This window comes from Streptomyces sp. NPDC051207, assembly GCF_040682395.1.
In the GTDB taxonomy this organism is placed as follows: Bacteria; Actinomycetota; Actinomycetes; order Streptomycetales; family Streptomycetaceae; genus Streptomyces.
Map to the genome: position 1 here is coordinate 26590 of NZ_JBFBAX010000030.1, position 14138 is coordinate 40727.

Here is a 14138-nt window from a genome sequence, read left to right on the forward strand (position 1 = left end):
AGGGTCGTCATGCACGCGCCTCCGCGCTCGCCGTCCGCGCTGTCAGTTCCCGGGCCCGGGCCCGGGCCCAGGTCTCCGCCTCGAGGACGTCCGGCACGGTCAGTGAGGTTCCCGCGGCCGGGGTGCCGTGTTCCTCGACGACTCGTGTGACGGTGTCCATGATGCCGTTGAACGGCAGTTCCCCGCGCCGGAACGCGTCCACGCACTCCTCGTTGGCGGCATTGAACACCGCCGGGGCGGTGCCCGAGAGCCGGCCCACGTGCCGGGCGAGGTTCACCGACGGGAAGGCCTCGTTGTCGAGCGGGAGGAACTCCCACGTCGACGCCGTGCTCCAGTCGAACGCGGGTGCCGCGTCCGGGACGCGCTCCGGCCAGCCCAGGCCGATGGCGATCGGCCCGCGCATGTCGGGGGGCGTCGCCTGCGCGAGCGTGGAGCCGTCCGTGAACTCGACCATCGAGTGGACGTACGACTGCGGGTGCACGACGACCTCGATGCGGTCGAAGGGGATGTCGTAGAGCAGGTGCGCCTCGATGACCTCCAGGCCCTTGTTGACGAGGGTCGCGGAGTTGATCGTGATGACCGGGCCCATGGCCCAGGTGGGGTGCGCGAGGGCGTCCTCGACCGTGACGTTCGCCAGCTCGGCCCTGCTGCGTCCCCGGAAGGGGCCGCCGGAGGCGGTGACGACCAGTTTGCGGACGTCGGCGCGGGTGCCGGCGGCCAGCGCCTGGAAGAGGGCGGCGTGCTCGGAGTCCACCGGGATGATCTGCCCCGGCTTGGCGAGGGCCTTGACCAGCGGGCCGCCGACGATGAGCGACTCCTTGTTGGCGAGCGCGAGGGTGCGGCCCGCCTCCAGGGCGGCGAGGGTCGGGGCGAGGCCGATGGAGCCGGTGATGCCGTTGAGGACGGTGTGGCAGGCGGAGGCGGCGAGCCCGGTGGCCGCGTCCGGTCCGGCCAGGATCTCGGGGAGCGGCTCCCCGGCGCCGTACCGCGCGGCGAGCGCCTCGCGCAGCGCCGGTACGACGTCCTCGCGGGCCACCGCGACGGTGCGCGCCCCGAGCCGGTGCGCCTGCTCGGCGAGCAGGGCGACGCGACCGCCGTTGGCGGACAGGGCGGTGACGCGGAACCGGGCGGGGTGGCGCAGCACGAGGTCCACGGCCTGGGTGCCGATCGACCCGGTGGAGCCGAGGATCACGACGTCCTTCGGGCCGTCTCCCGCGACGGGGTCGTACACCAGGTGCGGGTCGGCGAGGGGGGCTGGAGAGTCGCTCATTCCCCCATTGTGGCCGCACGGGGGCGGTGGAGGGACAGGGCGTCCCCCTCCCGGGTGCCGAGGGGGCGCGCTCGTCCGGTGCTTCCGCCGTCCTTGCCTGGGGCGCCCCCTAGCGGATGGGGCGGTGGACGTTCTCGCCCTTCGGCGGGCCCGGTGTGGCGTCGGCGATCCACGGGCCCTCGCCCGACGGGTCGACCACCCCGTGTTCCAGCCACTCGTAGGTGCCCGTCAGGACGCCCTTGACGACCTTGCGGTCCAGGTCGTCCGTGTTGGTCCACAGCCGGTCGAAGAGGGTGTCGACGCGGATGCGGGCCTGGTGGCAGAAGGCGTCGGCGAGCTGGTAGGCCTCGCGGCCGTGGTCGTCGCGGCTGCGCAGCAGTTCGGCGCGGACGCAGGCGGCGCTCATCGCGAACAGTTCGGCGCCGATGTCGACGATCCGGCCGAGGAAGCCCTGCTTGGTCTCCATGCGGCCCTGCCAGCGGGACATGGCGTAGAAGGTGGAGCGGGCCAGTTTGCGGGCGGCGCGCTCGACATAGCGCAGGTGGGTGGCGAGATCCACCTCGTGCTTGAACTCGCCGTACGAGACCGGAAGCTGTCCCGGTCCCGCGACCAGTTTCGGCAGCCACTTGGCGTAGAAGACGCCCGCGTTGGCGCCCGCCTTCGCCTTGTCCGCGAGGGACTTGTCGGGGTCGATGAGGTCGCCGGCGACGGACAGGTGGGCGTCCACGGCCTCGCGGGCGATCAGCAGGTGCATGATCTCGGTGGAGCCCTCGAAGATGCGGTTGATGCGCAGGTCGCGCAGGACCTGCTCGGCGGGGACCGCGCGCTCGCCGCGGGCCGCGAGGGAGGCCGCGGTCTCGAAGCCGCGTCCGCCGCGGATCTGGACGAGTTCGTCGGCCATCAGCCAGGCCATCTCGGAGCCGTACAGCTTGGCGAGGGCGGCCTCGATGCGGATGTCGTTGCGGTCCTCGTCGGCCATCTGGGAGGACAGGTCGAGGACGGCCTCCAGGGCGAAGGTGGTGGCGGCGATGAAGCTGATCTTCGCGCCGACGGCCTCGTGCAGCGCGACCGGCTTGCCCCACTGCTCGCGGGCCGCCGACCATTCGCGGGCGATCTTCAGGCACCACTTCCCGGCGCCGACGCACATCGCGGGCAGGGAGAGCCGGCCGGTGTTGAGCGTGGTCAGGGCGATCTTCAGGCCCTGGCCCTCCTCGCCGATGCGGTTCGCGGCGGGCACCCGCACCCGGTGGAAGCGGGTGACGCCGTTCTCGATGCCGCGCAGGCCCATGAAGGCGTTGCGGTTCTCGACGGTGATGCCCTCGGAGCCGGCCTCGACGACGAACGCCGTGATGCCGCCCCGGTGCCCCTCCGACTTCGGTACCCGCGCCATGACGACGAGCAGGTCGGCGACGACGCCGTTGGTGGTCCACAGTTTCACGCCGTCGAGGACGTAGTGGTCGCCGTCGGGGACGGCGGTGGTGGCCAGGCGTGCCGGGTCCGAGCCGACGTCGGGCTCGGTCAGCAGGAAGGCGGAGATGTCGGTGCGGGCGCAGCGCGGCAGGAAGGCGTCCTTCTGCTCCTGGGTGCCGAACTGTTTCAGCGGCTGCGGTACACCGATGGACTGATGGGCGCTCAGCAGGGCGCCGATGGCGGGGCTCGCGGAGCCGACCAGGGCCAGGGCCTTGTTGTAGTAGACCTGCGTGAGTCCGAGGCCGCCGTACTTGGTGTCGATCTTCATACCGAGGGCGCCGAGCTCTTTCAGCCCGTTGATCACCTCGTCGGGGATCCGCGCGTCCCGCTCGATGACGGCCGGGTCGATCCGCGTCTCGCAGAAGTCGCGGAGCTTGGCGAGGAACTGCTCGCCGCGCCGGGTGTCCTCGTCGGCCGGGAGGGGGTGCGGGTGGATGAGGTCGAGGCGCAGGCGCCCGAGGAACAGTTCCTTGGCGAAGCTGGGCCTGCACCAGTCCTGTTCCCGGGCCGCCTCCGCGACCCGGCGTGCCTCACGTTCGGTGACGACGGGACGGGACGCTTGTTCTGAGCTGGCGGACATGAGGCTCACCTCGTCGCGAATCGGGCTGATGGTCCATGTGGTTACCGACGGGTGCTACCCGATCGTATGTACCCGATGACGGGCGGCCCCACCACCCTGCGCGCGGCCGTTCGGCCCAGGCCGGCCGGGCCGGTAGTACTGGCGTGACCGGGGAGCACCACGGGGCCCGGCGCCGGGAGAAAGCTGTCGAAGCGCTTCGACAGACTATGGACACCCGCTCCTCGCTAGAGCTACTGTCGGACCACCCTCGCCCGCCCCCCGTCCGTACCGCGCACTGTCGAAGCGCTTCACAAAGCTTGGAGAGCTGGATGGTCACCCTCGCCGAGGTCGCCCAGCACGCCGGAGTCTCGGCGAGCACGGTGAGCTATGTCCTCAGCGGCAAGCGGTCCATCTCCGCGACCACCCGGCAGCGGGTCGAGCAGAGCATCCGCGAACTCGGCTACCACCCGAACGCGGGCGCGCGGGCCCTGGCCAGCAGCAGGTCGAACATCATCGCGCTGATGATCCCGCTGCGCACCGACATGTATGTGCCGGTGATGATGGAGATCGCCATCGCGGTGGCGACCACCGCGCGCACCCACGGGTACGACGTGCTGCTGCTCACCGGCGAGGAGGGCCCCGACGCGGTGCGCCGCGTCACGGGCAGCGGGCTCGCCGACGGCATGATCGTGATGGACATCGAACTGGACGACGAGCGGCTGCCGTTGCTGCGCGGCGGGGGTGCCCCCGATCGAGCGCAGCCGAGAGTGGGTCAGGACCAGCCGTCGGTCCTCATCGGGCTGCCCGCCGACACCACCGGGCTGACCTGCGTCGACCTCGACTTCACGGCGACGGGCGCGCTGTGCCTCGAGCACCTGGCGACGCTGGGGCACCGCGACATCGCCGTCGTCGGAGAGGCCCCGGCGGTCTACGAGCGGCACACCGGCTTCGCCGAACGCACCCTGGACGGCCTGCGCGCCCGCGCGCGGGAGCTGGGGCCGCGCGTGCTGCACCGGCCGTGCGAGGGCGGTTACGACGCGATGGCCGTGACGCTCGCCCGGATCCTGGACGAGCGGCCCGGCACCACGGGTTTCGTCGTGCAGAACGAGTCGGCGGTCGAACCGCTGCTCGCCCTGCTGCGCCAGCGGGGCCGGGCCGTGCCGGAGGACGTGTCGGTGGTGGCGATCTGCCCGGACCAGGTGGCCACGCAGGCGTCGGTGCGGCTGACGTCGGTCGCCATCCCGGCGCAGGAGATGGGCCGGCACGCCGTGGAACTGCTGGTCGCCAAGCTGGAGGGGCGGGGCCGCGACGAGGTGGTGCTGCTCCCGCCCGAGCTGACGGTACGGGCGAGTTCCGGACCGGCCCCGGCCGCGTCCTGACGCACCCGCTCCCCCTTCCGCACCGGGCGTCCCCCGCCCGGCTTCACCCGAGGTGTCCCGCCGGGGCACCGCCATGCCCGCACTCCTCCAGGAGCGTGCCTCGTGAATCAGCCCCCCGAGACCCGGCCCCAGGTCAGCCTCGCCCAGTCCTCGCCCACCGTCGGCACGTTCCGGGAGCGGGACGGCGCCCTGGAGTGGAGCGGCCGTCAGGAGACCGTACGGATCGAGCCGTGGGGGCCGGACGCGGTCCGGGTCCGGGCCCGGCTCGGCGGCCCGGTGCTCCAGGGGCTGCCGGGCGCGCTCCTGGACGACGCGCCGCCCACCGAGAGCACCGTCAAGATCGAGGACGGGTGCGCCTCGCTGACCGTCGGCGCGCTGACCGCCGAGGTCGACGCCGAGGGCATGGTCCGCTTCCTGCGCACCGGGGACGGCACCGAGCTGCTCGCCGAGGAACGCGCCCACTTCTGGTGGCCGGGGCCGCGCCTCTACACGGCGGTCGGGGGCGGGCACCACCGGCTGGAGCAGCGGTTCGCGGCGTACGAGGGCGAGAAGCTGTACGGGCTCGGGCAGCACCAGCACGGGCGGCTGGACCAGAAGGGCCTGGTCGTCGATCTGGTGCAGCGCAACGCCGAGGTCGGCATCCCGGTGCTGACGTCCAGCCGGGGCTACACGCTGCTGTGGAACAACCCGGCCATCGGGCGGGTGGAGCTGGCGCACAACGGCACCCGGTGGGTGGCGGACTCGGCCCGGCAGATCGACTACTGGGTCACGGCGGGCGATCCGGCCGCCGCGCAGCGCCGCTACAGCGCGGTGACCGGCCGCACCCCGATGCTGCCCGAGTGGGCGGCGGGCTTCTGGCAGTGCAAGCTGCGCTACCGCACGCAGGACGAACTCCTCGCGGTGGCACGGGAGTACCGGCGGCGCGGGCTGCCGATCGACGCGATCGTGTGCGACTTCTTCCACTGGACGCATCTGGGCGAGTGGAAGTTCGACCCGAAGGAGTGGCCGGACCCGGCGGCGATGGTGCGGGAGCTGGACGAGCTGGGCATCAAGCTGGTGGTGTCGGTGTGGCCGTCGGTGTCGCCGCTGTCGGAGAACCACCCGGTGATGGAACAGCGCGGCTACTTCATCGGCACGCAGTACGGCCCGACGGCGCACGCGGACTGGCCGGACAAGGAGGTGGCGTCGACGGTCCAGGTGGCGTTCTACGACGCGACCAATCCGGACGCCCGGGAGTTCGTGTGGTCCAGGATCAAGGAGAACTACCTCGACCCGTACGGCATCACCGCGTTCTGGCTGGACGCCTGCGAGCCGGAGCTGAAGCCGGGCTTCGCGGCGAACCTGCGCTACTGGGCGGGCCCGGGCCTGGAGGTCGGCAACCTCTACCCGGCGGAGAACTCCCGCACCTTCCACGAGGGCCTCACGGCGGTCGGCGAGAGCGAGGTCATCACCCTCAACCGCTCGGCGTGGGCGGGCAGTCAGCGCTACGGGGCGGCCCTGTGGTCCGGTGACATCGGCACCGACTTCGCCACCCTGCGCCGCCAGATCGCGGCCGGCCTCAACACGGCCCTGTCGGGCATCCCGTGGTGGAACACCGACATCGGCGGCTTCCACGGCGGCGACCCGGACGACCCGGCGTACCGGGAGGTGATGGTCCGCTGGTTCCAGTTCGGCGCGCTGTCGCCGCTGATGCGGCTGCACGGCTTCCGCGACCCGGGCATGCCGCTCGGCCCGGACATGACCGGCGGGCCCAACGAGGTGTGGTCGTACGGCGATCGGGCCGGTGCCGTCATGGAGCGGTACCTGCGGCTGCGCGAGCGGCTGAAGCCGTACGTCCTCCAGGTCATGCGGGAGGCGCACGAGGAGGGGCTGCCGGTGATGCGGCCGCTGTTCCTGGAGTTCCCCGGGGACCAGGCGGCCTGGTCGGTCGACGACGCCTATCTGTTCGGCCGGGACCTGCTGGTCGCCCCGGTGCTGACGGCGGGCGCGACGGCCCGCACGGTGTATCTCCCGGCGGGCGCGGCCTGGACGGACGCGTGGACGGGCCGGGCGTACGAGGGCGGGGCGGCCGTGACCGTCGACGCGCCGCTGGAGCGGATTCCGCTGTTCCTGCGGGACGGGGCGCGGCTGCCGGTGGCCGAGTAGGGGCGGCCGGGGGCGCCGGGCCGCCCGCCCTGTCGTGGGGCGGGCGGTCCGGGCCGGGTGTCAGCTGCTGGAGACGGTCAGGTTGTTGGTGGTGAAGTTCAGGCCGCCGGCCGACGAGGTGATCTCGTAGCCGAACTGCACGTCACCGATGGTCTCGTTGCCCATCCAGCCCTTGGTGTCCTTGATCCACTTCAGGATCGGCAGGATGTTGACGGTGCCGGAGGACGAGTTCGAGGTGCGGATGAACGAGAACACCTCGTTGTGGCCGTTGCTGCCCTTGTGAACGGACCAGGTGTGGCCGCCCAGGGTCACGGTGCCCTGCGCGCTGCCGAGCGGTCCGACGGGCCCGGTCTTGTTGACCCAGAGCATGATCTCGTAGTCGTAGTCGGTGTCCCAGATGTCGTACGACGTGTTGTACGCGCCGGACGACGGGACGCTGACGTTGTAGCTGCTGGTCAGCGAGCCGATCGAGGTGATGGGCTTGTTGATGACCTTCTTGGAGTTGGGGTACGACTTGATGCCGCCGGTGTTGGGGTGGTCGGCCCACACGCCCCAGTTGGTGCCGGAGTTGGCCCAGACGCACTGGCTGCCGGCGCCGGAGCCCCAGATGTTGTTGTAGAGCGTGTAGCCGCCCAGCGTGGTGTTACCCCACTGGTCGCAGGAGTTCCAGACGGCGGCCTGGGCGGGGGCGGCGGCGAGTCCGACGGTGGCGCCCAGCGCGAGCGCCGGGGCGAGCAGGGCCTTGGTGACCTTGCCGAGGGTGCTTGGTGCCATGGGTGTCCCTTCCATGGGTGGGGGGAATTGCCGAAGGGCTACCGCGCCCCCAGGGTGAGGACGCGGTCTTCTCCGGCGACCAGGTCGAGCGGCCGGGCGCCGGAGGAAGTCCGCAGTTCGACGCGGGTGGTGCGGCTCGGGCGCAGCACGGCGGTGGCGCCGTCCGGCCCCCAGGCGAGGTCGAGTCCGGCCCCGAACCGGGTGCGGACGCCGCGCAGCCGGCCCGCCGGGTACGCGGCCGGCAGCGCGGGCAGCAGGACCAGCCGGTGGGGGGTGGACTGCACGAGCGCCTCCACGAGCACGGCGGGCAGGGTGTGCGCCGCGTCCGCGTTGTACACGTCGCGCTTGGGGTAGTGCGCGCTCATCAGGGACGCGTGGAAGAAGTCGCCGTCGAGGACCTGGCCGAGGGCGTGGGCGACGCGGGCGGCGTCGCGCAGCCGGGCCGCGATCAGCGCGTGGTGGAGGTGGCCGTGCGCGGAGTCGTTCTCGGCGCCGCGCAGTGCGAGGGCGCGGTGGGCGGCTGCCGCGAGGTCCGGGGTGTCGTAGGGGTTGATCTCGTCCAGCGGCCAGACGCCGTAGAGGTGGCTCAGGTGGCGGTGGTCGTAGGAGTCGTCCAGGCCGGGGTGGGCCCATTCGGCGAGGGCGCCGTCGGCGTTGACCCGGTGGGGCGGGAGCCGGGCGGCGAGGGCGCGCCGGCGGTCGGCGCCGGGTCCCGGGTGGTAGTCGGCGGCGGTGAGCAGGGCGTGGCGGGCCGCCGAGAGGTCCATCGCCGCGTTGATGGCGCCCCAGCTCGCGTTCGCGGGGCGGTTCTCGGGCGAGTAGGACGGCACGACGACGAGGTGGCCGTCGGCGTCGGTGCGGGTGAGGAAGTCCTCGTAGAACTGGGCGACTTCGTCCAGTGCGACGGCGGTGCGCGGGTCCCGGGTGCCGCGGGTCTCGTCGTGGTCGACCAGGGGCTTGAGCAGCCAGTCGGCGCCGGCCGTCCACAGGTGGAGGGGGTATGCGCGGCTGAAGTGGTACGTGTGCCCGGACTCGCCGTCGCTGTGGGCGGGCGCGACGACGCCGCGGGCGCCGAAGATGGCGCGGGCGTTGTCCCGCCAGTGGGGAAGCTGGCGGTGGACGAGGGCGGCGAGGGCCTCCGTCACCTCCGGCAGGGCGGTGGCCGCCGCCGCGGCGGTCTGGAGGTTGAGGTTGGCGTCGTTGGTGAACGCCCCCGACCAGGCCGTGTCCCAGTCGCCGGTCCACAGGCCGCTGAGCCGGGGCGGGCACAGGCCGCCGGACGACAGCAGGTGGTAGCGGCCCGCGGCGAAGAGCCGCTCCAGCAGGGCCGCGCTGCGGGGCCGGGCGAGCAGTTCGGAGCCGGGCAGGGCACGCTCGGCCGGGTCGGCCGCGAGGTCGAGGTCGACGCGCTCGTAGGCGGTGCGGTGCAGGGCGAGGTGCCGGTCGAGGAGGTCGTCGTAGGGCCGGTCGGTGAGCAGGTCGCGCAGGGCGCGGGACTCGGCGCGCACGTCCAGGTCCCCGGTGTGCCGGCGCACCCGGGTCAGGAGCAGCACCCCGGTGGCGCCGGTGACGCGCACGCCGGGCGGGGCGATCGTCGTGGTGCCGCCGGTGACCACAGCCAGGGTGATGCCCGTGAAGCCGAGGTCGCTGCCGGGGTAGCGGGCGCGCAGGCTCAGCAGGGCGCCGTCGGCGGTGAGGACGGCGCCGTGGCCGACGGCCAGGGTGTCGGGGGCGCCGGGCAGGCGGTGGTCCAGGCAGAGGCCGAGGGTGAGGTGCGGGGCGGTGACGTGCTGCACGATCACGTCGTCGGCGCGGGAGACGAAGACGCGGCTGGTCCGGTCGCCGCACACGGCGGTGGTCTCGCCGGTGGCGAAGTCGACGCGGCGGCGGTACCCGTGGGCGGGGCCGGGTTCGCGGCGCAGCCGGACCTGGAACGCGGGGTGGAAGGCGCGCACCCATTGCAGCGGGCGCCCGTCGGTGAAGTCCTCGGCGGCGGTGAGGTCGCCGGACAGCAGACGGTCCTGGACGGTGGGGAGCGCGGCGGCCAGGCGGGGTGGCTCGCGGTGCTCGTCACGGCTCGGGCGGACGAGGCTGTGGTGGGTGACGACGACACGGTCGTCGTCCGGATCGCCGAACACGAGAGCGCCGTGGTGACCGTTGCCGGCGAGGAAGGCGTCCTCCCAGCGGGCGGCGGGGCGGGGTTCCCAGGTGCTGTGGACGGGGGTGGTGTGGCCGTGGTGGGGGGCGCCCGTGCCGGGGCCTGCGGCTCCCGCACCCCGGCCCGTGCCCCGGGCAGCGCCCCTCGCCCCTTCCGCCCCGGCACTCATGGCTTCAGCACCGCCACCCCGTAGCGGCCCAGGGTGACCCGTTCCGTGACCGTGGTGTCCGTGAGGAGGTCGCGGTGAGGGCCGGGGAGGTCGACGGTCGTCTCCTCCTGGCCGTGGTTCAGGAGGAACAGCAGGTCGCCGCGGCGTACGGCCTCGATGCCGGGCGGCAGGCCGTCGAGGACCGGGCGGACCCCCGCGTCGGCGGCCACGCGGGCGAGGAGGTCACGCAGCGCGTCGGGCTCGGGGAGGGTGGAGACGTACCAGGCGCGGCCCTTGCGCAGCACGGCGGGCAGTCCGTCCAGCTCGCCGCCCCGGTAGGTCAGGGTCTCGTCGGCGGTGGCGTCGGGCTCCAGCTCCTCCGACCACAGGGTGCCGGTGAAGCCGTCGCAGGGGGCCCGCTCCCCCGGTTCCAGCGGCCACCACTCGTGCAGGACGCGGATGCCGAACAGCTCGCGCAGCCGGGCGTCCATGCCGCCGGGGCGTATGCGGTCGTCCTCGTCGGCGACGCCGGTGAGGAAGCCGCAGACGAGGGTGCCGCCCTGGTGGACGTACGCGAGGAGGTTGTCGATCGCGGCGTCCGTGAGGAGGTAGAGCTGCGGGGCGACGACCAGGCGGTAGGCGGTCAGGTCGTGTTCGGGGTGGGCGAAGTCGGTGGTGAGGTGGGCCCGCCACAGGGCGCGGTGCCAGGCGGTGAGGACGTCGGGGTACGCGACGTCCCGGGACGGGCGGGCCTCCTGGTCGCCCGCCCACCAGGAGTGCCAGTCGTGCAGGACGGCGACCTCGGCGGCGCAGGGGCGGCCGGTCACCTCGGGTGCGATCCGGGCGAGGTCGGCGCCGAGGTGCCTGACCTCCTGGAACGTGCGGCCGTGCTCGCCGGCGTGGCTCACCATGCCGGAGTGGAACTTCTCCGCGCCCTGCCGGGACTGCCGCCACTGGAAGTAGCAGACGGCGTCCGCGCCCCGGGCCACGGCCTGGAGGGACCACAGGCGGTTGAGCCCGCGCGGCTTCGGGTGGTTCACGTCCCGCCAGTTGACGGGCCCGGCGGCCTGTTCCATCAGCATCCAGGGGCCGCGTGCCTGGGAGCGGGTCAGGTCCTGGACGAGGGCGCCCGCCTGCGCGCCGAACAAGTCGTGCGGGTCGGGGTAGAGGTCGACGGAGACGACGTCCTCCTCCTCGGCCCAGCGCCAGGCGTCCAGGCCGGACCACAGCGGCATGAAGTTGGTGGTGACCGGCAGGTGCGGGGTGTGGCGGCGCACGATGTCCCGCTCGGCGGCGTAGCACTCCAGGAGCATGTCGGACGTGAACCGCTTGAAGTCCAGCACCTGCGCGGGGTTCTTCAGGTAGTGGGCGTGCCGGGGCGGCAGGATCTCCGGCCAGTCGCCGTAGCCCTGGCTCCAGAAGGCGGTGCCCCAGGCGGCGTTGAGGGCGTCGAGCGTGCCGTACCGGGCGCGCAGCCAGCGGCGGAAGCGGACGGCGGCCTCGTCGCCGAAGTCGTAGGTGCAGTACTCGTTGTTGATGTGCCACATGGTCAGGGCCGGGTGGCGGGCGTAGCGGGCGGCCAGGTCCTCGGTGACGGCGGCGGCGTGGCGGCGGTAGGTGGCGCTGGAGTGCGAGAAGTGCTGGCGTCCGCCCCACCACTCGGTGCGGCCGTCCGCGTCGCGCGGCAGGGTGTCCGGGTACTGGTGCCCGAGCCAGGGCGGCGGGGAGGCGGTGGGGGTGGCCAGGACGACGCCGACGCCGCTGTCGTGCATCAGGTCCATGAGCCGGTCCAGCCAGCCGAAGTCCCGTACGCCGGGCCGGGGTTCGATCCGCGCCCAGGAGAAGACGCCGACGGTGACGGAGTTGACGCCGGCGTCCCGCATCAGGCGGACGTCCTCGGCCCAGGTCTCCTCGGGCCACTGCTCGGGGTTGTAGTCGCCGCCGAACAGGATGCGGCCCCGGGTGGCGTCGGCGAGCTTCGGCATCACGCGGGCTCCCCGTACTGGATGCCGCGCCCGTTGGTGGCGACGTAGACGCGGCCGTACACGCGCGGGTCGCCCGCGATGGTCTCGCCGGTCCAGCCCCACTGGTGGGCGTCGTCGTTGACGCGCACCCAGGTCTTCGCCCCGTCGTCGGAGCGGTATATCGCGGTGATCGCCCCGGTGGCGCCGACCTGGTAGACGGCCGGGTAGCCGGCGCCGTCGGCGGCCTTGCCGAAGCCGAGGGCGTAGGAGGCCCAGCAGCTGTCGACCTTGGTGAAGGTGGCGCCGCCGTCGGTGGACCGGTACAGCCCGTTCCACTTGGCGCTCAGCCACAGGTCGCCGGTCCGCCCGGGCGCGGCGACGAGCTTGAACTGGCTGTCCCCGGACGGCAGTCCACCGGCCCGCGCGGCGAAGGTCAGTCCGCCGTCGGTGCTGGCGTGCACGGTCCCGGTGCCGGTGTCGTAGGCGTAGAAGCGGGCCGGGTCCACGGGGTCGGCGAGCGGGGTGGCGCCTTTCGGGAAGGAGGCGACCTCGGTCCAGGTGGCGCCGTGGTCCGCCGAGCGGTGGGCGGGGTGCCGGGTGCCGTCCCAGTGCACGAAGCTCCACAGCAGCACCCGGCCGTCGGCGCTCACGGCGATCGGCCCCGGCGCGTCCTTGGCGATGGCCGGCTGCGCCGCGAAGGGCGCCCAGGTCTTCCCGCCGTCCTCGGAGTGGGCGCCGTTGCCGTGGTCGCCCCAGCCGGTGCGCACGACGTACGACGGTTTCGCCGCGGCCTGCGCGAGTCCGGTGGCCGTGCCGAAGACGGGGTTGGCGGCCATGCCGCGCGACGGGGAGGCGGTGAGCCGCTCGTGGTACATCACGCCGATGTCGCCGAGCCCGCTGATCAGGTGCGCCTCACCGGCCGGGGGTGAGATCAGCTGCCGCACGGAACTCTCCTCCAGGCCGCGGATCTGCGGCGCCCAGTGGACGAGGTCGCGGGTGCCGTAGAGGGTCGCGCCGGTGCCGAACACCACGTGCCGCGAGTCGTACGGGTCGACGGCGAGCGCCTGGATCCACCAGCCGAACTTGGCCTGCTCGCCGCCCCACTTCAGGTACGGCGTCTCGGACACGTCGAGGACGGCCGTCTCCTTCAGGGACGTCCAGCTGCGACCGCCGTCGGTGGACCGGTACACGGTGTCGACGGCCGCCCAGCGGTTGTTGGTGGAGACGACGACGGTCCCGGGCCGCCGGGCGTCCACGGCGACACCGCCGTACCCGAAGGTGTCCGACGCGCCGTCCGGCTTCACCGGGGTGACCTCCGTCCACCGCCCGTCGGTGGTCGACAGCTTGTGCACGCTGCCGTCGGACTGCCCGTTGGGCCCGGGAGCGTCGGCGTAGGTCACGTACAGCGCACGGCTGTGCCGGTCGTGGGCGGCCCGGATCGGCACCCGGGCGGCGGCGCCCGCGGGCTGCCCGGGGACGGCGGTCCAGGTGGTGCCGTCGGTGGTGCGGTACAGGGCGGGCGAGCCGTCGCCCCACCCGGCGTAGACCGCCCGCCCGGCGGCGACGAGCAGGGTGACGCCCTGCCCGGTGGCGCTCGGGGTCGCCGGGAAGCCGTCGGCGGCTGCCCACGTGGCGCCCCGGTCGGTGGACTTGAGCAGCCCGTCGTGCCGTGTCCCCAGCCACAGCACGTCGCTGTCGCGCGGGTCGACCAGCAGCCGCTCCCCGGTCCCCCGCCCGTCCTCGTTGGCCCCGAGCTTCACGGCGAGATCGGTCCGCGCCCAGGTGGCGCCCCGGTCGTCGGACCGCAGGACGGCCCCGTTGGACGCCCAGGCCTGGGCATAGGTGCCGACGGCGAGATACAGCCGGTCGGGGTGGGCGGGATCGACGGCCATCGCCTCGACGCCGAGCAGATTCCAGTCGTCCCACCCGATGTGGTCGAGCAGCGGAAGCCACCGCCCGCGCCGTTCGTCCCACCGATAGGCACCCCCGATGTCGGTCCGCGCATAGGCAAGCCCGCGCACCGCCGGATGGAACAGCACCCCGGTGACGAACCCGGTCCCCCCGATGACGACATTCCGCCAGCGATACCCACGGGACCCGGCAACCGCCTCGGACACCGGCAGTGCGGCCAGAGCGGCAAGGGCAGCGCCCCCGACAAGAACCCCACGCCGACTCGGATAAGACGCGACCATGACATGACCTCGCTTGGTAGTAGAGGGGGAGGAGAGCCACTCGGGGGCGCCGGGCCGTGTCGATGTGCGGCTCCGCCGC

The 14138-nt window shown here is 73.3% G+C and carries 8 protein-coding genes; 2 read left to right on the plus strand and 6 right to left on the minus strand.

What is annotated here, in order from left to right; translation table 11 throughout:
• Window positions 1-7: 7 nt before the first annotated feature.
• Both dxr and AB0M97_RS24955 read right to left on the minus strand, forming a co-directional pair.
• Window positions 8-1270, minus strand: coding sequence for a 1-deoxy-D-xylulose-5-phosphate reductoisomerase (dxr, locus tag AB0M97_RS24950; RefSeq protein WP_365963194.1), 1263 nt, complete (start codon window positions 1268-1270; stop codon window positions 8-10).
• A gap of 109 nt (window positions 1271-1379) precedes the next feature.
• Complete coding sequence (locus tag AB0M97_RS24955) at window positions 1380-3320, minus strand: acyl-CoA dehydrogenase family protein (RefSeq protein WP_365963195.1); 1941 nt, start codon at window positions 3318-3320, stop codon at window positions 1380-1382.
• Window positions 3321-3628: 308 nt separating this feature from the next.
• Here AB0M97_RS24955 and AB0M97_RS24960 point away from each other — a divergent pair, with 308 nt between their 5' ends.
• Both AB0M97_RS24960 and AB0M97_RS24965 read left to right on the plus strand, forming a co-directional pair.
• Window positions 3629-4678 carry a LacI family DNA-binding transcriptional regulator gene (locus tag AB0M97_RS24960; RefSeq protein WP_365963196.1) on the plus strand — a complete coding sequence of 350 codons (1050 nt, stop codon included), beginning with the start codon at window positions 3629-3631 and terminating at the stop codon, window positions 4676-4678.
• A gap of 102 nt (window positions 4679-4780) precedes the next feature.
• A complete protein-coding gene (locus AB0M97_RS24965) occupies window positions 4781-6823 on the plus strand; it encodes a glycoside hydrolase family 31 protein (RefSeq protein ID WP_365963198.1) in 2043 nt (680 codons plus the stop codon).
• Between the two features lie 60 nt (window positions 6824-6883).
• Here AB0M97_RS24965 and AB0M97_RS24970 read toward each other — a convergent pair whose 3' ends face one another.
• From AB0M97_RS24970 to AB0M97_RS24985, 4 genes are read right to left on the minus strand one after another with little or no spacing between them, the layout of a single operon-like run.
• The gene (locus tag AB0M97_RS24970; RefSeq protein WP_365963199.1) at window positions 6884-7597 is read right to left on the minus strand and encodes a hypothetical protein; all 714 of its coding nucleotides are present in this window, start codon (window positions 7595-7597) and stop codon (window positions 6884-6886) included.
• 38 nt (window positions 7598-7635) lie between these two features.
• Window positions 7636-9924, minus strand: coding sequence for a glycoside hydrolase N-terminal domain-containing protein (locus tag AB0M97_RS24975; RefSeq protein WP_365963200.1), 2289 nt, complete (start codon window positions 9922-9924; stop codon window positions 7636-7638).
• The gene (locus AB0M97_RS24980) at window positions 9921-11888 is read right to left on the minus strand and encodes a beta-galactosidase (RefSeq protein ID WP_365963201.1); all 1968 of its coding nucleotides are present in this window, start codon (window positions 11886-11888) and stop codon (window positions 9921-9923) included. Before AB0M97_RS24980 ends, AB0M97_RS24975 begins: the two co-directional genes overlap by 4 nt.
• Window positions 11888-14059: a 1,4-beta-glucanase gene (locus tag AB0M97_RS24985; protein ID WP_365963202.1), complete on the minus strand. Its 2172-nt coding sequence runs from the start codon at window positions 14057-14059 to the stop codon at window positions 11888-11890. The genes AB0M97_RS24980 and AB0M97_RS24985 overlap by 1 nt, the downstream gene beginning before the upstream one ends.
• Between the last annotated feature and the right edge of the window lie 79 nt (window positions 14060-14138).

What these genes read in the sequence shown, in the direction of transcription:
- dxr (WP_365963194.1), bottom strand. Translation starts at nt 1,270, where the DNA reads ATGAGCGACTCTCCAGCCCCCCTCGCCGACCCGCACCTGGTGTACGAC.
- AB0M97_RS24955 (WP_365963195.1), bottom strand. Translation starts at nt 3,320, where the DNA reads ATGTCCGCCAGCTCAGAACAAGCGTCCCGTCCCGTCGTCACCGAACGT.
- AB0M97_RS24960 (WP_365963196.1), top strand. Translation starts at nt 3,629, where the DNA reads ATGGTCACCCTCGCCGAGGTCGCCCAGCACGCCGGAGTCTCGGCGAGC.
- AB0M97_RS24970 (WP_365963199.1), bottom strand. Translation starts at nt 7,597, where the DNA reads ATGGCACCAAGCACCCTCGGCAAGGTCACCAAGGCCCTGCTCGCCCCG.
- AB0M97_RS24975 (WP_365963200.1), bottom strand. Translation starts at nt 9,924, where the DNA reads ATGAGTGCCGGGGCGGAAGGGGCGAGGGGCGCTGCCCGGGGCACGGGC.
- AB0M97_RS24980 (WP_365963201.1), bottom strand. Translation starts at nt 11,888, where the DNA reads ATGCCGAAGCTCGCCGACGCCACCCGGGGCCGCATCCTGTTCGGCGGC.
- AB0M97_RS24985 (WP_365963202.1), bottom strand. Translation starts at nt 14,059, where the DNA reads ATGGTCGCGTCTTATCCGAGTCGGCGTGGGGTTCTTGTCGGGGGCGCT.